Source organism: Roseateles sp. Mitsp63 (genome assembly GCF_059491535.1).
Genome location: NZ_CP168509.1, coordinates 3222104 through 3245218 on the forward strand (window position 1 = coordinate 3222104; position 23115 = coordinate 3245218).

General features: G+C 71.7%; 18 protein-coding genes. 11 read left to right on the forward strand and 7 right to left on the reverse strand.

The window, feature by feature from the left end:
• Window positions 1-226: 226 nt before the first annotated feature.
• On the forward strand, window positions 227-1426 hold the full coding sequence (locus ACEN96_RS14275) for a pectate lyase (protein ID WP_495583753.1): 1200 nt from the start codon (window positions 227-229) through the stop codon (window positions 1424-1426).
• An 81-nt stretch (window positions 1427-1507) separates the two neighbouring features.
• On the opposite strand, the gene ACEN96_RS14280 is transcribed toward ACEN96_RS14275, so the two are convergent.
• Window positions 1508-4597, reverse strand: a complete 3090-nt coding sequence (locus tag ACEN96_RS14280) for a hypothetical protein (protein ID WP_495583754.1) — start codon at window positions 4595-4597, stop codon at window positions 1508-1510.
• Between the two features lie 187 nt (window positions 4598-4784).
• Here ACEN96_RS14280 and ACEN96_RS14285 point away from each other — a divergent pair, with 187 nt between their 5' ends.
• The 8 genes from ACEN96_RS14285 (at window position 4785) to ACEN96_RS14320 (ending at window position 14972) form a co-directional block, all read left to right on the forward strand.
• The gene (locus ACEN96_RS14285) at window positions 4785-6953 is read left to right on the forward strand and encodes a glycerophosphodiester phosphodiesterase family protein (RefSeq protein WP_495583755.1); all 2169 of its coding nucleotides are present in this window, start codon (window positions 4785-4787) and stop codon (window positions 6951-6953) included.
• A 71-nt stretch (window positions 6954-7024) separates the two neighbouring features.
• Complete coding sequence (locus ACEN96_RS14290; RefSeq protein ID WP_495583756.1) at window positions 7025-8317, forward strand: pectate lyase; 1293 nt, start codon at window positions 7025-7027, stop codon at window positions 8315-8317.
• 241 nt (window positions 8318-8558) lie between these two features.
• Entirely contained in the window at window positions 8559-9005 is a 447-nt protein-coding gene (locus ACEN96_RS14295; RefSeq protein WP_495583757.1) for a hypothetical protein, read from the forward strand.
• Window positions 9002-9508 (forward strand): hypothetical protein, encoded by a 507-nt coding sequence (locus ACEN96_RS14300; RefSeq protein WP_495583758.1) that lies wholly within the window; start codon window positions 9002-9004, stop codon window positions 9506-9508. Before ACEN96_RS14295 ends, ACEN96_RS14300 begins: the two co-directional genes overlap by 4 nt.
• Entirely contained in the window at window positions 9505-11355 is a 1851-nt protein-coding gene (locus ACEN96_RS14305) for a hypothetical protein (protein WP_495583759.1), read from the forward strand. The genes ACEN96_RS14300 and ACEN96_RS14305 overlap by 4 nt, the downstream gene beginning before the upstream one ends.
• Window positions 11356-11442: 87 nt before the next feature.
• A complete protein-coding gene (locus ACEN96_RS14310) occupies window positions 11443-12261 on the forward strand; it encodes an alpha/beta fold hydrolase (protein WP_495583760.1) in 819 nt (272 codons plus the stop codon).
• A 141-nt stretch (window positions 12262-12402) separates the two neighbouring features.
• Window positions 12403-13353: a LysR substrate-binding domain-containing protein gene (locus tag ACEN96_RS14315; protein WP_495583761.1), complete on the forward strand. Its 951-nt coding sequence runs from the start codon at window positions 12403-12405 to the stop codon at window positions 13351-13353.
• An 83-nt stretch (window positions 13354-13436) separates the two neighbouring features.
• Window positions 13437-14972 carry a catalase gene (locus tag ACEN96_RS14320; protein WP_495588613.1) on the forward strand — a complete coding sequence of 512 codons (1536 nt, stop codon included), beginning with the start codon at window positions 13437-13439 and terminating at the stop codon, window positions 14970-14972.
• Window positions 14973-14979: 7 nt separating this feature from the next.
• Here the strand turns inward: ACEN96_RS14320 and ACEN96_RS14325 are convergent, their stop codons facing one another.
• Window positions 14980-15747, reverse strand: a complete 768-nt coding sequence (locus ACEN96_RS14325) for a hypothetical protein (RefSeq protein ID WP_495583762.1) — start codon at window positions 15745-15747, stop codon at window positions 14980-14982.
• A gap of 295 nt (window positions 15748-16042) precedes the next feature.
• Between ACEN96_RS14325 and ACEN96_RS14330 the strand changes: the two genes are divergently transcribed.
• Window positions 16043-17227: a DUF4382 domain-containing protein gene (locus ACEN96_RS14330; RefSeq protein WP_495583763.1), complete on the forward strand. Its 1185-nt coding sequence runs from the start codon at window positions 16043-16045 to the stop codon at window positions 17225-17227.
• Here the strand turns inward: ACEN96_RS14330 and ACEN96_RS14335 are convergent.
• The gene (locus ACEN96_RS14335) at window positions 17214-18803 is read right to left on the reverse strand and encodes a sensor histidine kinase (protein ID WP_495583764.1); all 1590 of its coding nucleotides are present in this window, start codon (window positions 18801-18803) and stop codon (window positions 17214-17216) included. The genes ACEN96_RS14330 and ACEN96_RS14335 overlap by 14 nt on opposite strands.
• Window positions 18800-19501 carry a response regulator gene (locus ACEN96_RS14340; RefSeq protein ID WP_495583765.1) on the reverse strand — a complete coding sequence of 234 codons (702 nt, stop codon included), beginning with the start codon at window positions 19499-19501 and terminating at the stop codon, window positions 18800-18802. Before ACEN96_RS14340 ends, ACEN96_RS14335 begins: the two co-directional genes overlap by 4 nt.
• A 225-nt stretch (window positions 19502-19726) precedes the next feature.
• On the opposite strand from ACEN96_RS14340, the gene ACEN96_RS14345 reads away from it, so the two are divergent.
• A complete protein-coding gene (locus ACEN96_RS14345; protein WP_495588614.1) occupies window positions 19727-20926 on the forward strand; it encodes an NAD(P)H-dependent flavin oxidoreductase in 1200 nt (399 codons plus the stop codon).
• Window positions 20927-21023: 97 nt separating this feature from the next.
• Here ACEN96_RS14345 and nusB read toward each other — a convergent pair whose 3' ends face one another.
• The 3 genes from nusB to ribBA are packed head-to-tail and all read right to left on the reverse strand — an operon-like array spanning window position 21024 to window position 23108.
• Window positions 21024-21524 (reverse strand): transcription antitermination factor NusB, encoded by a 501-nt coding sequence (nusB, locus tag ACEN96_RS14350; RefSeq protein ID WP_495583766.1) that lies wholly within the window; start codon window positions 21522-21524, stop codon window positions 21024-21026.
• Complete coding sequence (ribH, locus tag ACEN96_RS14355) at window positions 21521-21985, reverse strand: 6,7-dimethyl-8-ribityllumazine synthase (RefSeq protein ID WP_495583767.1); 465 nt, start codon at window positions 21983-21985, stop codon at window positions 21521-21523. The genes nusB and ribH overlap by 4 nt, the downstream gene beginning before the upstream one ends.
• Window positions 21986-21998: 13 nt before the next feature.
• Window positions 21999-23108 carry a bifunctional 3,4-dihydroxy-2-butanone-4-phosphate synthase/GTP cyclohydrolase II gene (ribBA, locus tag ACEN96_RS14360; RefSeq protein WP_495583768.1) on the reverse strand — a complete coding sequence of 370 codons (1110 nt, stop codon included), beginning with the start codon at window positions 23106-23108 and terminating at the stop codon, window positions 21999-22001.
• Window positions 23109-23115 lie beyond the last annotated feature (7 nt).

Here is a 23115-nt window from a genome sequence, read left to right on the forward strand (position 1 = left end):
GCGGAAGTCTTGGATGCCTGCAATCTAGGAAGCCGCGTGATCCGGCACGGCGCATTTCGCGAAGCGGGGCTCCGGCGAGCGAAGGGGGCAAGACCCGGCCCCACGGCGCTTCGCCGCCCGGTACGCCGCTTCGCCCAGGGGCGCAGCGTGCGCAGGGCGATGCCTACGCTCACCAATTCATCACGCGCAGCGCGCCGCGCCATTCCGGCCTTACCCAGGAGCAGCCATGTCCATCGATGCGATCGATCGCCCCTCGTCCGTGCAGCGCCCGTCGCCGCTCGACCTCTACAGCATGTACCTCAACGCGCCCGCCGCGCAGCCGTCAGGGCCCGCCAGCGGCGGGTCGCCCGGCCAGGTCGCGCTGGTCAACAGCATCCTCCAGTTGCTGCAGGCCTTGTTGCCACTGCTGCAGTCGCTCTCGCAGAACGGCCTGCAGCCCACCAGTGCCGCCAATCAGCTGGCCAACCAGTTCGGCGGCGGTGGAGGCGGGGGCTTCGGCAGCGGAGCGGGCGGCGGCGGCGGCGGCGGCGGTGGCGCCTCGCCATTCGGCGGCATGGGCGGCCCGTCGCCGGGCGCGGGTGGACCGGGCGGCGGCTCGCCGTTCTCGTCGATGCCATCGATCCCATCGATCCCATCGATGCCTTCTTCGCCGGAGTCCGATCCCTGGTCGTCGCCGAGCACGCCATCGACACCGGCCAACCCGGGCACGCCGTCGACGTCGAGCACGCCGAGCACGCCGTCCGCGCCGCCGTCTCCGTCCTCTCCACCCGCGCCCACGTCCGCCTCGGGCGCGGGCAAGCCGACCGAGATCCCGCCGGCGACCGGAAAGGTGATCGTGAACGAGCCCATCGTGGTCAAGGCCGGGCAGACCTTCAACGGCGAGGGCAAGCTCTACCAGGCCGGCCCGTCGCTGGGCGACGGCGGTCAGAGCGAAACCCAGAAGCCGGTTTTCATCCTCGAGCCCGGCGCGAAGCTGGAGAACGTGCAGGTCGCCGGCGGCGACGGCATCCACACGCGCGGCGACGCGACGCTGAAGAACGTCTGGTGGAAGGACGTCGGCGAGGACGCGATGACGATGAAGGGCCCGGGCAACGTCCACGTGATCGGCGGCGGCGCCTACGCGGCCGCCGACAAGATCTTCCAGATCAACGCGCCGGGCTCGCTGTCGATCGACGGCTTCACCGCGGACGGCTTCGGCAAGGCGGTGCGCACCAACGGCGGCCACGACTTCCCGATCAGCATCGACATCCGCAACTCGGTCTTCCGCAACGGCAAGGAGGCCGTGGTGCGCAGCGACGTCGAGAAGGCCAACATCAACATCGCGCCGGACGTGGCGATCGAGAGCACGCCGGACAAGGTGCTCGCGCCCGACACGGCCAACGTTCGCGGCGTCGGTGCCTGGGACTACAAGCCCTACAGCGGCTGATCGTGAACCGCCCCGGCCTGGTGCCGGGGCTTCGCGGACGAGGGCTTGCCGAGGAAGGTTCGCGGCGGGACGCGCGCGGGCTCAGCGCGCCGGCACGTCGACCCGCGCGTCGATGTGCGAGGCCTCGGCCGCGGTCACGCTGCCGAGCTGGACGACCAGGTCCAGCCCGTGCGTGCGCTGCGCCATGTTGCGCTCGTAGGAGCGCATCGAGTACGGCCGCATCGCGGCGGGATCGCGCCATTGGGACTCGATCTCGCGCTCCAGCGCGGCCGCTTCCGCCGGCAGGCCGCCCGGCTGGCGCTCGCACAGCGCGAGCGCGGAGCGGAACGCATCGTCGCGCAGCCGCATCGCCGTCCCGACCACCATCCGCGCCGCGGCGCTGTGGTTGGGACTGGCGTGCTGCTGGATATCGGCGACCAACTGTTCCAACCGCCGGCGATCCGCGCCGGCCGCGACCCAGTCGCCGAGCTGCGGCGTCACCTGCCTGGCAAACGCTTCGAGGTCCTGGTATTCGGTCTCGACGAAGGACAGCGGATGCAGGCGGCCGTCCTCGTAGACGGCCTCGCGGCGCTCGAAGACGCCGCCCAGGATGCGTTCCGCGCCGATGCCCGCCTGCAGCGCGCCCATCGTGAGGTCGGCCTTGCCGGCATCGCCGACCGATCCGGCCACCGTCTGCGACACGCCCAGCGAAGCCCGCACGGCGACGCCGGCGCGGCTGCCATGCCCGTCGATGCTGCGTTCGACGCGCATCGCGCCGCTGGCGTCGCCGTAGCGGCGGGTGACGTCGCGCTGCGTCTCGACGTAGCCTCCGGCGCTGGCCGTCGCCTTGAGCCGCCATTTGCCCAGCGACGCGGTGACGTCGGCGCCCAGGCCGTGCCGGCGGCGCGCGTCGCCCGCGTCGCCGATGTGGTTGATGGTCACGTCCGGAAACTCCTGCAGCAGCTGGCGCAGCAGCGATGGGTCGCCGGGGTTGCGGGCCGCTCCGCCGGCGCTGTGGTCGATGAGCCGGTCGATCAGGCGCGAGAAGTCCTCGCGCAGCTCGGCCACCGGCCGTCCCACGCGCGGCAGGCGCAGCGACAGTCCCTGCAGCTCGGAGCGGTCGTGGCCGTAGAGCAGCGCGTCGACAGTGCCGCCGACCTTGAACAGGCCCAGATCCGGCCCCGCGCTCACGCCCACGCCCACCTGGTGCGTGGCCTGGCGCTGCGTCCCGAGCACGATCTCCATGTCGTAGGGCGGCATGGCGATCTCGAAGACGGCATGCCGCGCCCGCTGCGCGCGGGCATCGACGCGTCCGCGCACGAACAGCGCCGAGGCCACCGCGCTGATCGACGCCGTGATCTGCCGCAGCCCGACGCCGGCGATGCCGCCACCGGTCAAGCGCAGCCGCGACGAGCCCTCGATGTTGGCGACGATGTCCTTGAGCGCGGTCCGCAGCGTCTCGCGGTCGACCGCCTTCACGCGCGTGTCGCGGCCGTTGGCCTCGTCCTCGGCGCGGGCGAGCGCGGCCGATGCGGTGAGGAGCAGGGATCCGGACGGACCGGACGCCGCGTTGGCGGAACTCGCGCCGTCCGAGCGGGCATCGGCCACCCAGGCGGTCAGTGCCGCCGAATCCAGGCGCAGCGCGCCCAGTGCCTCCATCTCGGGCAGCTCGCCGAGCCGGCGGGCGAGGGCGCTCACCACCGGCGGATCCGCGGCGGCCGCCTCGGACAGCATCAGCCGCGCCAGGCGCTCCGCGATCGCCGAGCGCGCATCGGCATCGAAGCCGGCGCGCTCGAAGGCAGGCCTCGTGTCCTCCAGGCAGTGCGACAGGACCGCGGCGCGCAACAGGGCGGCCGGCACCGAGGCCGGCCCGCTCGAGCGGCCTGCCGGCGCGCGCAGCAGCTCGTCCCGCAGCGCGGTGGCGGCTTCGGTCAAGGCGCGCTCGCGCGCCGGGCGATGGCGTGCCGCGGCCGGTCCGCGTTCCACGCCCTGCACGCCATGCCGCAGCGCCCGGAACGGGGACTTGCCGATCAGCGGATTGCGCAGGCCCAGGCCGTCGCGCGGCGCGGCGCGGTCGATCCAGCGGCCCATCTTCATCAGCCGCGCGTCGAGCGCCGCGAACAGCGTGCCGGGGCCGGACTCGTGCAGGTCGTTGCGCACGGCCGCGAGCGCCCAGCGATGCGGCTGCGCGGCCTCCACGTCGCCCGCCATCCGCGCGGCGGCGCAGAAGACCGCCTCGCCGGTGAGCGACCGCAGCGCGGCCGGATCACGCAGCAGCGCCGTCGGATCGCCGCGATGACCGAGCTCGCGCGGCGCGCCCTCCGAGGCCTTCAGCAGCAGCGCGAAGTCGCGCCGCCGCGCGGGATCGACCGGCCGCGCGGTGACCGCCATCAGCACGTCCATGCCAGCCGGCGTGCCGCCCAGCGCGGAGGAGGTCCGCCATGCAGCCTGGCGGGCAGCGAGCTCGTCCGCGGCCGCGTGCTCGATCAGCATCGGTCCCCAGCCCAGCCGGTTGTTGCGCAGCCCGTCCTGGCGCCGGCGGCGCCCGACGTCGGTGAGCCGCCCGGGACCCAGCAGCGCGGCGGACGGCGATGGCGACGCGGACGGCAGCGGCGAGCCCGCCGGCGTCCGGTTCGCCCCGGCCTGCCAGGCCGCGATCAGCTCCGCCTCCGCGTCGAGCGCGGCCAGCGAGTCCAAGGCATCCATCGCCAGGCGCGCGTCGCCGTCGCAGGCGGCCGCCAGCGACTGCGTCAGCAGCACCACCGGCGCGGACGGCAGCTCGGGTGTCGGCGGCGCGCCGGACAGGTCCAGCCGCGACAGCCGGGCGGTCAGCAGCGCCAGGTCCTCGGGCACCGCGGTGTCGCGCGCGAACAGGGTGGCGGTCAGCGATGCGAAATCCGGACGGGCGGCGCGCATCGCGTCGAGCAGCACCGCGCCGGTGGGCGCGGCGCGCGACGCCAGGTCTGGCGCGGACACGGCGGCCGCGGCGCTGGCGCCGGCATCGATCGCCTGGGCCGGAAGCGGGGCGCGCGGCGCGGCGCCGGCGTCGGGCTGCGGCCGCGCCGGCGGGATCTCCAGCGGGCGGATGGCCGTGCTGGGCAGCAGCGGCGTGCGCTGCTCCTGGGACAGGGGCGTGTCGACGTTGACACGGGAGATGCCAAGCTGGCGCGCGATTCGGGTGGTGAAGGACATGGACAGCTCCTTCGCCAGGATCGTGGCGGGCCGGTGATCCGCGGCGCCGCGCCCGGGCGCAGCAGCGTCGTCCCGCGCGAAGGGCCGCGGCGGCTTCGCGCCCTCGGACGGCGCTTCGGCGGGTGTCAAAAGGCGGTCAGGTCGGCTTTCGACAGTGACGGTCATTCCTCCCTCAGAGATCGTTGTCATGCCGCCCATCACTCCCGTCGCCTCCTCCCTCGCGCCGTCCATCGCGACGGCCGCCACGCCTCTCGCTCCAAAGGCCGCCGAGCCGCTGGCGGCGCCGGCCCTGCTCCAGGGGCCGGAAGGCCTCGGCGGCCGCCGGGCCGGACCGAAGGATCCCGGCGGCCCCCGCCAGCTGCGCGCGCAGTTGCCGGGCCAGGGCGCGCTGGCCGACGCGATCCTGCGGCCCTACACCTTCGAGCATCAGGTGGCGGGCAACAGCAAGACGCTGCTCGCGATCGACGCGCCGCTGTGGAAGGGCGCCGACGCGCGGCTGGCGGCCCATCGCATCGTGCTGGAAGCCGCCGGCGCCCATGTCGCCAAGGCGCTGGGCGACGCGAAGCCGCCGAGCGGCAGCGCGCTGGGCAAGTTCACGTCGGGCCGGCTGGACCATGTCTATGTCGACGCCAGCCACTTCAAGGCGCTGGCGCGGGACGCCCGGTCCGTGAGCGGTCAGCCCGACCGGTTCCCCGTGTTCATCGACACCGCGCGCAACCAGCTGGTCGTCAACATCGACAAGGCCTTCGCCGCCAGCGACGACCTGACGCCCGCCGCCCAGCGCGGCCTGAAGGCGGCCCTGGGCCCGCAGACGAAACCGCTGGACCTGTTGCCAGCCTACGCCGGCCATGCCATCCCGTCCTCGACCCAGGGCGCCGATTTCTTCCAGCCCAACAGGCACGAGGCGATCGGCGGCCAGCGCCAGGACGTCAGCGCGTTCACGCATCCCAACTACTTCGACGCTGCCGACACGAAGGCGCTGGGCAAGGAGATCGTCGTGCACCGCGGGTTGATCGACAACCGCAACGGCATTCCGGAGAACTCGCTGGCGGCCATCGACAACGCCTACAAGGCGGGCTATCGCAGCCTGGAACTCGACATCGAGGTCAGCCGCGACGGCGTGCCGGTGATGCTGCACGACTTCACCATCGGCCGCATGACCGACGACCCGAAGAACCGGCTCGTCAGCCACGTCGACGCGGCCGAGTTGACCGCCAAGCCCCTCGTGATCCGTCATCCGGCCAGCGGCGACTTCGTCCAGACCGACCAGAAGATCGCCACGGTCAAGGACGCGCTGCTCGACATCGCCCGCACCAAGCCCGGCATGTCGATCGCGCTGGACTGCAAGGAGCAGACCGCCGAGGCGGCCTTCGACCTGCTCAGGCAGCAACCGGAGCTGCAGCGCTTCACCGCGCTGAAGCTCTATGCGAAGGCCTATCCCGGCGGCTTCGACCAGTTCCTGGGCAACCTGCAGGAACGCTACGGCATCCATCCGACCCGGCCCGAGGACCGCGAGCGCCGCCAGGAGCTGCTGCAGACGCTGCAGGGGATCAAGGTGGTGCCGGTGTTCAGCGAAAGCTTCATCGAGAACCCCGACCTGCGGCGGCTGTACCCGGCCAAGCCCGGTCACGACCCGCAGGGCGCGCAGGGGATGGCGGACACGGCGCTGGCCTGGATCCAGGGCTGGCAGGCGATGGCCATCAAGGTGATCGAGGCGCCGTCGTCCGGGGCGGGCTCGGTCACGGGCCAGGCGATGGCGCTGGTCGGGCAGAGCATGGCCGCGGACAAGGACGGCCTGGGCAAGGCCGCGACCTCGGCGGCCTACCGCTACGAGGACTTCTCGGTGAAGCCTGAAGGCGGCGACCGGCAGTTCTTCACCTGGCAGATCCTGGGCGGCATGACCGACGTGACGGCCAACGCCGCCAGCGCGAAGTCCGAGACCGCCGGCACCTTGCGCCACGCCGGGGAGAACACGCTCACCGACCAGCCCGAGGAAGAGGTCTACGCCGCCCGGCATGACACGACGCTGCCCCGCGGTCATTCCGGCCTGCGGATCGAGCTCAAGCCGGGCGAGCACATCGAGACCGGACGCAACCAGGAGCTGGTCGACCTGCGGACCAAGGTCTTCGTGGTCGAGAAGCAGGCGCTCGACGCCGATCGCATCGCGGCGGTGAGGGCGGGCCGCCTGGCCGACGCGGCGCATGTCGCCGGCCCGGTGGCGCGGAACTCGCCGCAGGAAGCGGCCGCGGACGGGCCCGGCGTCGGGGCGCTGCTGGCGCAAGGCGCCGTCGCCGCCGGCGGCCTGGCCGCCACTGCTTTCGGGCTCTCCAAGATGCGCGCCGCTCGCCAGCGGTGACACGCCCCCGCTTCATTCCCACCGCCGCGGCTTGACTGCGGCGTTCGTCATTCCAACGCCAAGGAGCTTCCATGAGCGCCATCGATCCGATCTCTTCCCTCAACGGCAGCGGCAGCGGCAGCGGCTCGAGCCTGTCGCCGATGCAGCAGCTGTACCAGCAGCAGCTCTACGCGGACCCGCAGCCCGCGCCGCAGGCCAACACCATCGCTCCGCTCATGACGCAGCTGGTCCAGCAGATCATCGCGATGCTGGTGCAGCAGCTGCTGCAGTCGCTGCAGGCCGCGCAGCAGGGGCAGCAAGGGCAGCAAGGCATGCCTGGCGGAGGAGGTGGCGGAGGTGGTGGAGGCGGCATGGGTGGTGCCCCGGGCGGCGGCATGGGCGGCGGTATGGGTGGTGGCATGGGTGGTGGCCTCGGTGGCACGGGGAGCGGAGCCTCCGGGGCCGCCGGCCCTGGCGATGTGCCGCCAGCTCCAGCGCCTGTGCCCGCGCCGCCGGAAGCGGCTCCGGCTCATGGCCGTCATCACCATCACCATCACGCGGCGGCTCCGGCGACGCCCGATCCGCTGCTCGATCCCGCGCCCGCGCCGGCACCTGCGCCCTCCATCGGACCCGCTGGCAAGCCCGATGGCACGAGCCCGGTGTCCACGAGTTCCCCGGCGACGTCGGTGCTGCCGCCCCATCGCGGTGAGGTCGTGGTGGACAAGCCCATCGTCGTCGGCGCCGGCCAGACCTTCGACGGCAAGGATCAGTTGTTCACCGCCGGGTCGGGGCTCAACGGCAACTCGGCCGAGACCTACCAGCCGGTGTTCATCCTCGGCCCGGGCGCCACGCTCAAGAACGTGCAGTTCAAGGGCGGCGACGGCGTGCATCTGCTGGGCGACGCCAAGATCGACAACGTGCATGCGGTGCAGGGCGGCCCGGACGACATGATCACCATCGACGGACCGGGCAACCGGGCCCACGATGCCCAGCTGGCGGGGATCTCTCCGGGATCGATTCCCAACGACCGGCCTGCCGAGGTCGAGATCCGGAACTCCTCGTTCCGGCACTCGCATGACAAGGCGATCCAGGTCAATGGCGACGCCAACGTGAAGCTCAGCGGCGTCTATGCCGAGGACGTCGGCCAGTTGCTGGTGACGCTGGGCGGCCAGCCGATCAAGGCCAACGTGTCGATCGACGATTCGCAGTTCAGCGGCGTGCGATCGCACCTGGTGCGGCTGGACGACCGCGACTCGACGCTGCGCATCGGCCCGAAGGTCAGCACCGATACGGGCCGCCTCCAGGTCATGATGGGCACGCCGGCCAATGCCGAGGGCGCGACCGTGGTGATGCCGTCGTCCAGCCCGGCGGGGGGCAACGACTGACCCCGATGGATTCGTTCCCGCGCACGGCCCTTCGCGCGATGCGGTTGCAGCTCCGTTGCAATTCCTAGCATCGAGTCATGGTCCCAACGGGCCATCGGCAGCGCGGGTGTTCCGTCCTGCCGAGCGCGCGGCCCCCCAGCGCCGCAGGAGAAGGGTCATGACATTCACATCATCGCCAGCGTCAGAGCCGGCGCACACGGCGGAGGCTGCGTCAGCCCTGTCGCCTCGCCAGCAGCAGTGCTTGAACGACGCCGCCATCTCGCTCGGCGCCGGCCCGGCCCAGGCCCGGCGCTTCGCCGGCAGCGGCGCCATCGCGGTGGACGGCCTCGTGGCGCGGGTGATGCCATCGCCGGATGAGGACGGCGCCTGGCTGATGACCCTGCAGGTGCCGCAGCCGGACGGCGTGCCGGCCTCGGTCTGGGCCGACGCGCTGCTGCTGGCCAACGGCCAGGCCATGCTGGCCCATGCCTGGGCCTTCGGCCTGGAGGAGGACGGCGACGCCGTCCTGCTGATGCCGTTGCCCGCCGGCCTGGACGATGCCGCGCTGCTGGCGGCACGGCTGGACGGCATGCTCGAACTGGCCCGGGCGGTCAGCGCGGGCGCCGCGGCGGCCGCGGGCCTCAAGACCGTCGAGACCGTCGAGACCGTCGAGGCCGTCGAAGCCGGACGCGAAGGAGCCGCCGCATGAACGACAGGACGCTCGACGCGCCAGCGGCGCTGGAACAGGAACTCGAGGCGCCGCCCGCCGCGCTGGCGCTGTGGCGCGACGCGGCGCTCGCGCTCGGCGCCACGGGCGCGCAGGCGGCGGAGGCCGCGCGCACCGGTGTCATCGCGCTGGAATGCCGCGACATCGCCGCCGCCTTCTCGGACGGCGACGGCGCGCTGGTGCTCAGCACCGCGCTGCCGGCCACCTGGCTCGACGATGCCGCCACGCGGCGCGATGCCTTGCGCGCCAGCGTGCCGCTGATGGTGCGATCGGGCGTGACCATCGCCCGCACCGCCACGGGACCCGCGCTGCTGTGCCGCTGGTCCATCGGCGATCGCCGCGCGCCGGCCTTCGCCGCCTGGCTGCGCGAGTTCGCCGCGCTGGCCAACCTCGTCACGGTCGCGGTGCCGCGGCTGGCCGGCCTGACCGCCGCCGCGTCGGTCACGCCGTCCCGGTCCTCCTTTGCCGAGGCCGCGCGATCATGAGCATTCCCAGCATCCCCAACGTCCGATCGACCGGCGCCCCCGCGTCCACGGCCGGCGGCGACTCCTCGCTGACGCGGCGCGCCGATACCGACGTCGACCGCCGGCAGCCCACGCTGACGCATGAGCACCTGACGGGCCGCTCGGCGTCGATGCCGCACGCGGGGCCGATGTCGCCACGGGCCGAGGTGCCCGGCGGCCGACCGACGCTCGAGGCGCAGTTCAGCCCCGGCCGTTCGCAGGACACCGAAGCCATGCTGCCGGGGCACTCGGGGCGGAGCAGCGTGTTCTCGACCACGGCACTGCCGGCGTGGGATTCGGCGAGCGAGGTCTGGTCCGAGCGCCGCTCCGGCCATGGCGACATCGAGACCGGTCAGGCGGTCGTTCAGGAGCCGCCCGCGGCGCGCAGCTGGCGGGCGACGATCGCCGCCGTCTTCAGCGATGCCGGCGCCACGCTGGGCCGGGCGGCGGACGCGACGGCGCGAACTGCGGCACAGGCGGCCACCACGGTCCGGCAGACCGCCACGGAGACAGCCGCCACCGTGCGTCACGCGGCCGGTCAGGTCGCGAGCGAGGTGTCCGGCCGCGCGACCGCCGCCGGCCACCGGGTCGCCGGGGCCGCGCGCAGCGTCGGGAACGAGGCCCTCGAGCAGGCGTCCTCGCTCAGCCTGCTGAACCCTGGCGGCCGCCTCGCCGGCGCGGCGGCGGGCCACCTGATCCACCAGTCCATCACCGTGGGCGTGCCGACCTTCCTGCGCGAGATGATGGCCGAGGCGATGATCCTGTCGATGCGGCACATGCCGCCGAATCACGCGCTGGGATTGCAGGTCGGCATGGCCGTGGTCAGCGTGGGCGCGCAGTCGCTGCGCCGCTACCGCGAAAGCCGCAATCCGGACGCGGCGGCGCGCGGCTTCCATGCGATGTCGCGAGCGCAGTGGGACGCGCTGCCGCCCGACGCGCAGGCGAGCAAGCGCTTGGAGCAGCAGAAGCATTCGCGCACGGTCAGCACGCTGCAGGTCGTGGCGTCGCTGACGCACATCGCGGTGGGCCAGCTGGCCGCGCGTGGCGCGAACCCCGACAACGAGCGCGCCACGCGGCTGTTCGTCACCGACTTCAAGGCCATGCTGTATTCCGGCATGCGCGATTCGCTGCAGGCCTCGTTCTCCATGGTGGGCACGGCGGGGCCGACGAACGGCGGCGTCAGCGGCATCCACATGGTTGCGTCGGCCAAGTTCTACGGCATGGCCAACGCGGTGGGCAATCACGCGTTCAGCTATCTGCCGTCGGCCGTGCCCGGCGCGGCCGAGGCCGACGCGGTGCTGCGCGGCACCAGCACCGCGATGACGCGGGGCGAGGCCTGGATGACGAAGGCGGCGGTGTCGGCGGTGAAGGCCGCCATCAACACGGCGGTGGAGGCCTCCGACTGGTTCTCGGTCACGCAGCACGAGGCCGAGCAGGCCGGCACGGTGCAGCAGTGGAGCCCGCAGCTGAAGGCGCTCGATCCCGCCAAGCGCGACTACGGCCGGCTGCTGGATCAGACGCCGGCGCGGATGACGGCGATCGGCGCCGGCAACGCGATCTTCAACGGCCTGGGCTTCGCGCTGAAGGACCAGCCGGAATGGTTGCGGGTGGGAGTCACCAACCTGGTGGAGGCGGCGTACGAAGGGCTCAAGTACAAGACCATCGGCGGCACCTGGCAGGCCGACGGGGCGGTGCGGGCCGAGCCGGTCCGGGTGCCCGCGGAGCCCGGGCAGGAACTCGTGCCGCCGCGGCCGTTGATCGAGACCGGGGAGGGGCAGCCGCAGCTTAGGCATCGGCACGCGCATGAGGACGCGCAGACGCATTCCTGACCTGGACACACTCACGCCCGGCGGCCGCTCAGCGGGTGGGCGATGCCCCTCCCGCGGCTTCCCCATTCCCCTCACTTCACGCACCCCATGCCCATCATCGACATCGCCGGCCGCTCCTTGCATTTCCAGGAGCGCGGGACCGGATTTCCTCTTCTGCTCGCACACAGCTACCTCTGGGATTCCGCCATGTGGGCGCCGCAGATCGAGGCGCTTTCGCGGACCCATCGCGTCATCGCGCCCGACCTCTGGGGCCATGGACGATCCGACGCGCCGCCCGAGGGCACGCGCACGCTGGGCGACCTGGCCGCGCACGCGGGCCTGCTGCTCGACGCGCTGGACATCCGCGAATGCGCGGTGGTGGGTCTGTCGGTCGGCGGCATGTGGGGCGCGGAGCTCGCCCTGCGCGAGCCCGGACGCGTGCGCGCGCTGGCGATGATGGACACCTATCTCGGCGCCGAGCCGGACGCGACCCGCATGCGCTACTTCCAGATGCTCGATACGGTCGAGTCGCTGGGCAGCTTCCCGCCGCCCATCCTCGACGCGGTGGTCCCGCTGTTCTTCCGCGGCGGCGCCGACCTGAGCGGCCCCTTGCCGACGGCCTTCCGGCGCGCGCTGGAGGGCTTCTCCACCGCGCGGCTGCGCGAGGCCATCGTGCCGCTGGGGCGCCTGATCTTCGGACGTCCGGAGTCGGTGCAGCGCCTGTCGGCGCTGGATGCCGGGCGCACGCTGCTGATGTGCGGCGCGCTGGACATTCCGCGTCCGCCAGCCGAGACCGCCCGGATGGCCGAAGTCATCGGCTGCGAGCGGGTGATCGTTCCCGACGCGGGTCACATCTCGAATCTGGAGAACCCCGGCTTCGTGACGCGGACGCTGACGGCCTGGCTGGCGCGCCAGACTGCCAGCTGAGCGGACGCCTCAGTTGGACGGGCGCCCGCGGCGCGCCGTCCATTCGATTGCATGTATCGCCGCCATAGCGATGTTTTCGCGCGGGCCGCGAGTTCGGCGGCCAGGCTTCGATACCCTCGCCGCAAGCTCAAGGAAGACACCATGACATTGCGGGAGTTGCGCTATCTGGTGGCGCTCGTGGAGCATCGGCATTTCGGCCAGGCGGCCGAAGCCTGCTGCGTGACCCAATCGACGCTGAGCCTTCAGCTGCGCAAGCTGGAGGACTACCTCGGCGTGACGCTCATCGACCGCAGCGGCCGCCGTCCGGTGCCGACCTCCATGGGCGAGGTGATCGCCGAGCGCGCCGCGCGCCTGCTGGGCCTGGCCGACGAGATCCTGCTGCTGACCCGCCAGCGGCGCGGTCCGCTCGAAGGCGCCTTCAACATCGGCGTCATCCCGTCGCTGGCGCCGTACTACCTGCCGTGGATGCTGCCCCAGCTGTCGCGCCAATATCCGCGCCTGCACCTGGTCCTGGTCGAGGACACGACCCGCCGGCTGGAGGAGAAGCTCGACGAGCAACAGATCGACGCCGCCGTGGTCGCGCTGCCCGCGTTCCGCCGTTCCGACGTGGTCGAGCATCCGCTGTTCGACGAACCGTTCTTCGTCGCCTGTCCGCCCCGGACGGAAGGACTCCCCGACGGGCCCATCGATGCCGCGCAGCTGGCGCATCTCAAGCTGCTGCTGCTCACCGAGGGGCATTGCCTGCGCGGCCAGGCGCTGGCCATCTGCGAGCGGCGGGGCATCGCGCCGGACCATGCCTCGGACTGCCGCGCCACCAGCCTCGAAACGCTGCGCCAGCTGGTGTCCGCCGGCCTGGGCTACACCTTCCTGCCCGCGCTGGCCGCGCGCGCGGAGCAGGGCGCATCGCGGCTGCTCGTGCGGCCCTCCGCCGGCGGCGAGTCACGCCGCATCGGCCTGGCCTGGCGCGCCGGACATCCGCGCCGCGAGGAACTGGCCAGCCTCGCGGCCAGCCTGCAGGCGCCGCTGCCGGACGGCGTGCTGCCGCTGGCGTCCGCGCCTGGCCAGGCGGTGATCGAGGACATCAATCGCTGATTCAGAAAGGTTCAATTGAACGGGCAGGGGGGTGTCACTACGCTCGCGCATCCCTGTATCGATCAAGGAGGACCGATCCCATGATGCGCTCGATCACCCGCCGGCTGCCGCTGGCCACCCTGGGTCTGGCGACCCTGCTGTCCACGCCGACCCTGGCCTGGTGCCAGGCCTTGACCCGCGACAACGGCGCGCCGGTCGGCGACAACCAGAACTCGCAGACCGCCGGACCGAACGGCCCCGTGCTGCTCCAGGACGTGCAGCTGATCCAGAAGCTGCAGCGCTTCGACCGCGAGCGCGTGCCCGAGCGCGTCGTGCATGCGCGCGGCACTGGTGCCCACGGCGAATTCGTCGCCTCGGCCGATCTCTCCGGCGTGACCCGCGCCAAGGTCTTCGTGCCGGGCACGCGCACGCCGGTGTTCGTCCGCTTCTCCACGGTGATCCACGGCAACCATTCGCCGGAAACGCTGCGCGACCCGCGCGGCTTCGCGACGAAGTTCTATACCGCCGAGGGCAACTGGGACCTGGTGGGGAACAACCTGCCGGTCTTCTTCATCCGCGACGCGATCAAGTTCCCGGACATGGTCCACAGCCTCAAGCCGAGTCCGGACACCAACGTCCAGGATCCCAACCGCTTCTTCGACTTCTTCTCGCACGTGCCGGAGGCGACGCACATGCTGACCCGGGTGTACTCGGACCAGGGCACGCCGGCCAGCTACCGCACGATGGACGGCAACGGCGTGCACGCCTACAAGTTCGTCAACGCGCAGGGCGGCATCACCTACGTCAAGTTCCACTGGAAGAGCCTGCAGGGCCTGAAGAACCTGACGGCGCGCGAGGCCTCGGAAGTGCAGGGCCGCAGCTTCAATCACGCCACCGAGGACCTGGTCCAGGCCATCAACGCCGGCAACTTCCCGAAGTGGGACCTCTACGTCCAGCTGCTCAAGCCCGAGCAGCTCGGCGCCTTCGAGTTCGATCCGCTGGACGCGACCAAGATCTGGCCCGGCGTGCCCGAGACCAAGGTGGGCACGCTGACGCTGAACCGCAATCCCGCCAACGTCTTCCAGGAGACCGAGCAGGCCGCGTTCGCGCCCGGCAACCTGGTGCCGGGCATCGAGCCCTCGGAGGACCGCCTGCTGCAGGGCCGGGTCTTCAGCTACAACGACACGCAGCTGCATCGCATCGGCGCCAACGCCTATCAACTGCCGATCAACGCGCCCAAGGCGGCGGTGAACAACAACAACCAGGATGGCGCGCTCAATGGCGGCGCCCGGGTCGGCAAGGTCAACTACGAGCCCTCGCGTCTCGAGCCCAAGCCGCAGGATGCCGCGCTGCGCTACAGCACCCTGCCGCTGAGCGGCACCACGCAGCAGGCACGCATCGCCAAGACGCAGAACTTCCGGCAGGCGGGGGACTTCTACCGCTCGCTGTCGAAGCAGGAGCAGGCCAACCTCGTCGCCAACCTGGCCGGCGACCTCGGCCAGGTGAAGGACGAGACGACGAAGTACACGATGCTCTCGTTCTTCCAGAAGGCCGACAGCCAGTACGGCGCCGCCATCGCCAAGGCCGTGAACGCCGACGCGCAGCGGGTCAAGGACCTCGCGGCCGCGCTGGCCGACTGAGGGCCGGTCAGCGTCCGCGCGCGGTGAGGAAGCGCTGCAGCGCTTCCTCCCGATAGCGGGCCACCGTGCCCTGGCGCTTCATCGCGTGCAGCGTCTCCGACAGCGCCGGCACGATCGCCTCGTGGCGGCGATGCAGGTAGGCGTGGCCGGTCGTGGACTCGACGACCTTCAGCAGGCGCGGCGCCACGCCCGCGCGCAGTTCCGGGCTCGCGTCGCCGAACGAGAGGTAGTCGTCGACGGCTTCCCGCACGTCGAAATACAGCGCGATGCGCTTGAGCTGAAGCCGCCGTATCCCTTGCTCGATGGTCGTGACGGTGGACACATGCGCCGGAGCGACCTCGCGCCCCAGCAGCGCGGCGAGTTCGAGGATGCCCCGGCGATGCTCGCAGTCCAGCCCCCTCGACCGCACCGCGGGCCATCCCGGGAACGCCGTCAGACCGGCGTCACCGGCCGCGTAGACGGCGAACTCGACGTTGTTGTTCGGTTCAGGCACGCGCACCAGCGACGGATAGAGCTGGCCGTAGCCCCAGGTGCGGCCGAGCTCGCCATCCGCGTCGCCGGACTCGATCGCGAGCGGCGCGCGGCCGGCGGGCACGTCCAGGAATTCGAACTCCACGCCGAGCGTGGCCAGCGCCTCGCGGTACACCGCGATGAGCCACTGGGTCCGCGGATCGTCGCGCCGGCGTGAGAAGGTGAAACGCAGCACGCGGGGCTGCGCCGCGGCGGACGCGCAGGGCAGGACCGCCAGCGCCGGCAGCGCGGGAAGCGCCGTCAACGCGCGCAGACACGCCCGTCGATCCGGGTATCGCGTGTTGCCGTTCATGAATCAGCAGGGCGCCGAGGCGCCTTTGGGCAGAACTCCCTGGGCACGCCAGGCTCTGCGGCGGTCGTGCGTCCTTGAGGCAATGTAGTCGAAAGGCAGCAGCCGCAGGAGCCGCGGGCCGGTTGCAACTGGTGATGATTGATTGAACTTCAGCGTCTATCCGAAGCGCTGCCCGGAGCGTAGGCTTTTCGGACCGGTCGCACGGGGTCCTCTTTTCCGGCAATGACGACCGGTAAAGGAAACCATCATGAAGTTCCATCGCTCCCTTTCCGCGATCCTTTCGGTCGCGACCCTCGCGCTCCTGTCCGCCTGTGGCGGCGGGGGCGGCGGCGATGCCATGGCCGGCGCCAACGGCACGCTCGCCCTTTCGCTCACCGACGCGCCCGCCTGCGGCTACGACCACGTGAACGTGGCGATCCAGAAGATCCGCGTCAACCAGAGCGCCACCGCCGGCGACGCCGACGCGGGCTGGACCGACCTCAGCTTCGCCACGCCGCGGCGCGTCGACCTGCTGAGCCTGACGAACGGCGTGCTGGCCTCGCTCGGCCAGATCCCGCTGCAGGCCGGGCACTACACGCAGATGCGCCTGGTGCTGGCAGCCAACGATGGCGCCAATCCGCTGATGAATTCGGTCGTGCCCACGGGCGGCACCGAGGTCGCCCTCGACACGCCGAGCGCGGTCCAGTCCGGGCTCAAGCTCAACGTCGACATCACGATCGCCGCCGATCAACTGGCCGATTTCGTGCTCGACTTCGACGCCTGCAAGTCGGTGGTGACCGCCGGCAACTCCGGCAAGTTCCTGCTCAAGCCGGTGGTGCGCGTCACGCCGAACCTGATCTCCGGCGTGAGCGGCTACGTGGACCCGTCGCTGGCCAATGGCAACACGATGGTGTCCGTGCAGCAGGGCGGGGTGGTGATCAAGGCGACGGCGCCCGACGCCACCGGCAAGTTCCTCCTGCAGCCGGTCGCGCCGGGCAGCTACGACCTGGTGATCACCGCGCCCGGCCGGGCCACCGACGTGGTCACGGGCCTGACGGTGACCGCCTCGACGGTGACGCTGCTCAACGCCGCCAGTTCGCCCGTGACGCTGGGCAGCTCGCTGAGCGCCACGGCCGCCGGCGCCGTGACCACCGGCGCCATGCCCGTCGACGCCAGCGTGCGCGCGGTGCAGACGCTGGCCAATGGCGACAAGGTCGAGATATTCGCCCAGGGCGTCGACTCGGCCACTGGCGCCTACCGCCTGACGCTGCCGGTCGGCGCGCCGATGGTCGCGGCCTATGTGGCGCCGCAGGGCGCGCTGAACTTCGGCGCCGACGCGGCCGCGGCGGCGAAGTACGGCCTCGAGGCCAGCTCGGGCGCCAGCGTCAAGATGGCCGGACCGATCACCTTCGCGGCCGGCGTGACGACCACGACCAACTTCACTTTCCCCTGACGGGATCCGGGCAGACGGCGGCCGCGGGCTGCGCGATGCCTGGGCCGGGCAGGCCCGGCCCCTCCTGCGTGATGGTCTGGCCGTGCAGCGGCAGATGGACGACGACGCGCAGGCCGGGGCCCGGGCCGGGCGTCGTCAGGCGGACCTGGCCGAGATGGCGCTCCACCACCGACTTCACGATCGCCAGGCCCAGCCCGCTGCCGCTCTGCGCCTGGTCGGGGCTGCGGAAGAAACGGTCGAAGACGCGCGCGTGCAGCGCCTGCGGAATGCCGGGGCCCTGGTCGTCGACATGCAGCGTCGCGCGCCCGGCGCGGCTGGACAGCCGCACGACGACCTCGCCGCCGGCCGGGCTGTACTTGATCGCGTTGTCGACGAGGTTGTCGATCATCGACACCAGGCTCTCGCGCTCGGCCAAGACCGGCTGCGGACCCGGCGAGACCAGTTCCAGCGTCACGCCGCGCAGGTCGGCCAGCGTCTCCAGCAGCGCGAGGCGATCCTGGATCAGCTCCTCCAGGTCCAGCACCGCGTAGGCGTCCGGGCTCTTCTCGGCGTCGCTGCGCATCAGCTGCAGCAGCTGGCTGACCAGCCGCGACGCGCGCTCGTTGCTGCGCAGCAGGCTGCCCATCAGCGCGCGCTCGCGCGGATCGGTGGCCTGGTCCTTCAGCGCCTCGACATTGACGCGGATCGCCGCCAGCGGCGTGCGCAGCTCGTGGGCCGCGTCGGCGATCAGGCTGCGCTCGCGGTCCGCGCTCTCGCGCACGCGCTGCAGCAGCGTGTCGATGGCCTGCGCCAGCGGCTTGAGTTCCTGGTGCCGCGACTGGAAGCGCAGCGGCGCCAGGTCGTTCCAGCCGCGCGAGGCGACCTCGTCGCTGACCTCGCGCCACGGGCGCAGCGCGACGCGCACCGTGAGCCAGGCCGGCAGCACCAGGAAGGGCAGGCTCACCAGCAGCGGCAGCAGGTAGTACCCATGGTCGTGGATGGTCAGGACCATCTGCCAGAGGCCGGGCGCCATCATCGTCACGCGCACGTCGGAATGGCGCGACCGCGAGGTCTTGACCAGCCACCGGCGGCCATCCGGCGCGGTGAGCTTTTCCAGCACGCCAGGGGCGGAATTGCGCAGCAGCGGCGCCTCCTGCGAGGTGCGGTAGATCAGCGTCTCGCCCTGCCAGACCAGCAGGCTGGGCGAAAGCGCGGCCTCGGCGTCCTCGTCCTCCTTGTCCCGCTCGGTGGCACGCCCTTGCGCGCGGCGCTCGGCGCGATCGCTCTGCTCGTTGCGCACCGCGCGATCCATCGCCAGCAGCGCGGCGTGCTGCCGCGCCGGCTGGTCGCGCAGGCTTTCCGCGACTTCGATGAAGGCATCGTGGATGGAACCGCTCTCGATCAGCTCGTTGCGCATGCTGGACTCGTACAGCACCCAGGCGAAGAGCAGCGTCCACAGCAGCACCAGGACCACCATCTGCGCCACCACCAGCCGCCGCGCCAGCGACGGGAAGGCCACCAGCGACCAGAGCCGCTTCAGCCGGCGCGCCACGGCGTGCACGGCGTTCAGGGCATTCACCGCGATCGAGGCATTCATGGCGCGCCGTCCAGCGCGCTGTCCGCGGACTCCTCGCGCTGCCGCGCGTCGACCACGTAGCCGATGCCGCGGACCGTGCGCACGAAGCCCTTGCCGATCTTGCGGCGCAGGTTGGACATGTGGACGTCGAGCGCGTTGCTCTCGTTGGTCGGCCCGCCGGGCAGCACCTGCTGCTCCAGCGCGCGCCGCGTGACCACGCGGCCCATGCGCTTGAGCAGCAGCGCGAGCAGGTCGAACTCGCAGCGCGACAGCTCGACCTCGCGCCCGTTCACGCTCACGGAACGGGTCGCCTCGTCCAGCGCCAGGCCGCGCAGCGTCAGCTGGTCCTCCTCGAAGCCGTAGCTGCGCCGCGCCAGCGCGCGCACGCGCGAGAGCAGCTCCGCCAGCGCGAAGGGCTTGACCAGGTAGTCGTCGGCGCCGCCGTCCAGGCCGCGCAGCCGGTCCTGCAGGCGGTCGCGCGCGCTCAGGATCAACACCGGCAGGTTCTTGCGGTGGCGCCGCAGGCGCCCCAGCAGCTCCAAGCCGTCGCCATCGGGCAGGCCCAGGTCGAGCAGCACCATGTCGAAGGTGTTGGCATCCAGGCTGCTCGCGGCATCGGACAGGCGGCGCACCCACACCACCTCCATGCCCTGGTCCGACAGCGCGATGCGCACGCCATTGCCCAGCTCCAGATCGTCTTCCAACAGCAGAACCTTCATCGCCCTCGGCCCATTCCCGCAATCGTCCTTGCGCGTGGGACCGGAGTGTCCACGCGTGGAAGCCCGCAGGTTAACGAACTCTTCATGTAGACCGGCCGTCATCGCACGCGCGCTTTTCGAGCCCGACCCGCCGGAATCGCCTTTGCTTGAGCGGCGTCAAGGCGCAACGGCGCCTGAGCCGCCACCATCCGGGCTTTCGTCTTCCCCGGAATCCCGACCATGACCATGCCTTCGCTCCTCGACCGCGTCCGCGATGCCGGATTGCGCCCCTTGCGCCTCGCCGGCCGCGAGCTGCTGCCCATCGTTCAAGGAGGCATGGGCGTGGGCGTCTCGGCGCACCGGCTGGCCGGCAGCGTCGCGGGGCAGGGGGCCTGGGGCACGATCGCGTCGGTGGACCTGCGCCGGCATCATCCCGACCTGATGGCCCGCAGCGAGCCGCTGCGCGACGGCGACGAGAAGAAGGCCGTGATCGAACAGGCCAATCAGGAGGCGCTGGCGCGCGAGATCCGGCAGGCCCGCCTGATCTCCGAAGGGCGCGGCCTGCTGGCGGTCAACGTGATGCGCGCGGTGAGCGATTACGCGGCGTCGGTGCGGACCGCGCTCGAGTCCGGCATCGACGCGCTGGTGGTGGGCGCGGGCCTGCCGCTGGACCTGCCCGAACTCGCGCAGGACCATCCGCGCACGGCCCTGATCCCCATCCTGTCGGAGGCCCGCGGCGTGACGCTGCTGTGGAGGAAGTGGGAGCGCCGCCAGCGGCTGCCGGCGGCCGTCGTCATCGAGCACCCCGGCCACGCGGGCGGGCATCTCGGCGCGGCGCGGGTCGCGGATGCCGGCGATGGCCGCTTCGATTTCGAGACCGTGCTGCCCGCGGTGCGGCGCTTCATCCGCGAGGCCGGGGTCGAGGGGCAGGTGCCGGTGATCGCGGCCGGCGGCGTGCGGCGCTGCGAGGACATCCAGCGCCTGCAGTCGCTGGGCGCCGATGCGGTGCAGCTCGGCACGCCCTTCGCCGCGACCCTGGAGTGCGACGCGCACCCTTCGTTCAAGCGGGTGCTGGCCGAGGCGCGCGACGAGGACCTGGTCGAGTTCTGCAGCGTCGCGGGCCTGCCCGCGCGGGCCGTGATGACGCCCTGGCTGAAGAAGTATCTGGGCGCGGAGGCCCGCCTGCAGTCGGTCGCGCAGCTCAAGAAGCGCTGCACCATGGCCTTCGACTGCCTGAGCCAATGCGGCCTGCGTGACGGCCTGAAGGACTGGGGCCAGTTCTGCATCGATCAGCGGCTGGCGTCGGCGCTGCGCGGCGAGACCGCGAAGGGCCTGTTCTTCCGCGGACGCGGCGCGCTGCCGTTCGGCAGCCAGATCGCCAGCGTGAGGCAGTTGCTGGAGCGCCTGCTGACGCCCGGCGTTCCCCTCGGCACGCCAGCGGCCTGAGACGCCCGGCCATGACAAAGGGCCCGCGGACGGAGCGTCCCGGGCCCTTGAAGCGTCTGGCGCCTGATGCGCCTGATGCGCCTGCCGCGCCTGGGCCTCAGCCGCGCACGGCCTTCACCTCGACCGGCCGCAGGTCGATCGCCGCGCGATCCAGCACGCCGTTGACGTACTTGTGCCCATCGGTGCCGCCAAAGGACTTGGCCAGCTCGACCGCCTCGTTGATCGCGACCTTGTACGGAATGTCGATGCAGTTCTTCAGCTCGTACGCGCCGATCATCAGGATCGCGTGCTCGATCGGCGACAGCTCGGTCGTCTTGCGGTCCGCATGGCGCGCCAGCACCGCGTCCAGATCGGCCGCTTCCTCGATCGCGCCGTTGAAGAGCTTGTCGTAGTGGCCGCGGTCGGCCTTCTCGAAGCCGTCCTGCTCGCGGGTGTGCGCGTCGATCACGCCGAGGTCGTCACCGGTCACCAGCCATTGATAGATGCCTTGCAGCGCGTGCTCGCGCGAGCGGCGGCGGGCCGACTTGGCCGGCGCCTTCTTCGCGGCGGGCTTGCCGCCGTTCTTGCCGGCGGGGGAGGAGGTGTCCTTGCTATTCACTTGAGTTCTTTCAGCAGCTGCGCCATCTCGACGGCGACGGTTCCGGCATCCCGGCCCTTGTCCTCGGCCCGCGCCCAGGCCTGTTCCTCGTTTTCCACCGTCAGGATCGCGTTGGCGATCGGCAGGCGGTGATCGAGCGTCAGGCGCGTCACGCCCGCGCCGCTCTCGTTGGCGACCAGTTCGAAGTGGTAGGTCTCGCCGCGGATGATGCAGCCCAGCGCCACCAGCGCGTCGAAGCGTCCGCTGACCGCCATGGCCTGCAGCGCCACCGGCACTTCCAGCGCGCCCGGCACGGTCACGTGGCGGATGTCCGCCTCCTGGACGCCAAGGCGGCCGAGCTCGGCCAGGCAGGCCTTGGCCAGCGCCGTCGTCAGCGCGTCGTTGAAGCGAGCCTGGACGATGCCGACGCGCAGTCCGCGTCCGTCCAGCCGGGTCGACTGACCCTTGTCAGATCCTTGCATGCGGTCCTCGGGTTCAGCAGTCGTTGGGGGAGGCCTGCGCGGCCTGGAAACCAGTCACCTCGAGCCCGTAGCCCGTCATGCTGGGCATGCGGCGCGGGCTGCCGAGCAGCTTCATCCGGTGCACGCCGAGTTCGCGCAGGATCTGCGCGCCGACGCCGTAGGTGCGCAGGTCCATGGTCGTCTGGCGGGGTTCGTCCGCCGACGGCGGCTGCAGGCGGGCCAGCAGCGCGTCCGCGTCCTCGCCGCAGTTCAGCAGCACGGCGACGCCGGCGCCCTCGCGCTGGATCGCGGCCAGCGCCTGCGGCAGCGGCCAGCTGTGGCCGCAGCGGCCGGCATCCAGCAGGTCCATCGCGGAGAAGGGCTCATGCACCCGCACCAGCACGTCCTGGTCCTTCTGCCACTGGCCCAGCGCCAGCGCCATGTGCACGTTGTTGGAGCGGTCGCGGAACACGTGGCACTCGAAGCGGCCTTCGCGCGTCTCCAGCGGCCGCTGCGCGATGCGCTGGATGATCGACTCGTTGCGGCTGCGGTACTCGATCAGGTCGGCGATCGTGCCGATCTTCAGGCCGTGCTCCTTGGCGAAGATCTCCAGGTCCGGCAGACGGGCCATCGTGCCGTCGTCGTTCATGATCTCGCAGATCACGCCGGCGGGCGTCAGGCCGGCCATGCGCGACAGGTCGCAACCGGCTTCGGTATGGCCGGCGCGCATCAGCACGCCGCCGTCCTGCGCCTGCAGCGGGAAGATGTGGCCGGGCTGGACCAGGTCCGACGCGACGGCGCCCTTGGCCACCGCGGCCTGCACGGTCCGCGCGCGGTCGGCGGCGGAGATGCCGGTGGTGACCCCGGTGGCCGCCTCGATCGACACGGTGAATGCCGTCCCGTGCTTGGTGCCGTTGCGCGTGGCCATCGGCGGCAGCTGCAGCTGCTCGCAGCGCTCGCGGGTCAGCGTCAGGCAGATCAGGCCGCGGCCATGCTTGGCCATGAAGTTGATCGCCTCGGGCGTGACGTGATCGGCGGCGAGGACGAGGTCTCCCTCGTTCTCGCGGTCTTCCTCGTCGACGAGGATGACCATGCGGCCGGCCGCCAGTTCGGCGACCAGCTCGGGAATCGGTGAAATAGGCATGGGCGCG

What these genes read in the sequence shown, in the direction of transcription:
- ACEN96_RS14275 (WP_495583753.1), top strand. Translation starts at nt 227, where the DNA reads ATGTCCATCGATGCGATCGATCGCCCCTCGTCCGTGCAGCGCCCGTCG.
- ACEN96_RS14280 (WP_495583754.1), bottom strand. Translation starts at nt 4,597, where the DNA reads ATGTCCTTCACCACCCGAATCGCGCGCCAGCTTGGCATCTCCCGTGTC.
- ACEN96_RS14285 (WP_495583755.1), top strand. Translation starts at nt 4,785, where the DNA reads ATGCCGCCCATCACTCCCGTCGCCTCCTCCCTCGCGCCGTCCATCGCG.
- ACEN96_RS14290 (WP_495583756.1), top strand. Translation starts at nt 7,025, where the DNA reads ATGAGCGCCATCGATCCGATCTCTTCCCTCAACGGCAGCGGCAGCGGC.
- ACEN96_RS14300 (WP_495583758.1), top strand. Translation starts at nt 9,002, where the DNA reads ATGAACGACAGGACGCTCGACGCGCCAGCGGCGCTGGAACAGGAACTC.
- ACEN96_RS14305 (WP_495583759.1), top strand. Translation starts at nt 9,505, where the DNA reads ATGAGCATTCCCAGCATCCCCAACGTCCGATCGACCGGCGCCCCCGCG.
- ACEN96_RS14310 (WP_495583760.1), top strand. Translation starts at nt 11,443, where the DNA reads ATGCCCATCATCGACATCGCCGGCCGCTCCTTGCATTTCCAGGAGCGC.
- ACEN96_RS14315 (WP_495583761.1), top strand. Translation starts at nt 12,403, where the DNA reads ATGACATTGCGGGAGTTGCGCTATCTGGTGGCGCTCGTGGAGCATCGG.
- ACEN96_RS14320 (WP_495588613.1), top strand. Translation starts at nt 13,437, where the DNA reads ATGCGCTCGATCACCCGCCGGCTGCCGCTGGCCACCCTGGGTCTGGCG.
- ACEN96_RS14330 (WP_495583763.1), top strand. Translation starts at nt 16,043, where the DNA reads ATGAAGTTCCATCGCTCCCTTTCCGCGATCCTTTCGGTCGCGACCCTC.
- ACEN96_RS14335 (WP_495583764.1), bottom strand. Translation starts at nt 18,803, where the DNA reads ATGAATGCCTCGATCGCGGTGAATGCCCTGAACGCCGTGCACGCCGTG.
- ACEN96_RS14340 (WP_495583765.1), bottom strand. Translation starts at nt 19,501, where the DNA reads ATGAAGGTTCTGCTGTTGGAAGACGATCTGGAGCTGGGCAATGGCGTG.
- ACEN96_RS14345 (WP_495588614.1), top strand. Translation starts at nt 19,727, where the DNA reads ATGCCTTCGCTCCTCGACCGCGTCCGCGATGCCGGATTGCGCCCCTTG.
- ribH (WP_495583767.1), bottom strand. Translation starts at nt 21,985, where the DNA reads ATGCAAGGATCTGACAAGGGTCAGTCGACCCGGCTGGACGGACGCGGA.
- ribBA (WP_495583768.1), bottom strand. Translation starts at nt 23,108, where the DNA reads ATGCCTATTTCACCGATTCCCGAGCTGGTCGCCGAACTGGCGGCCGGC.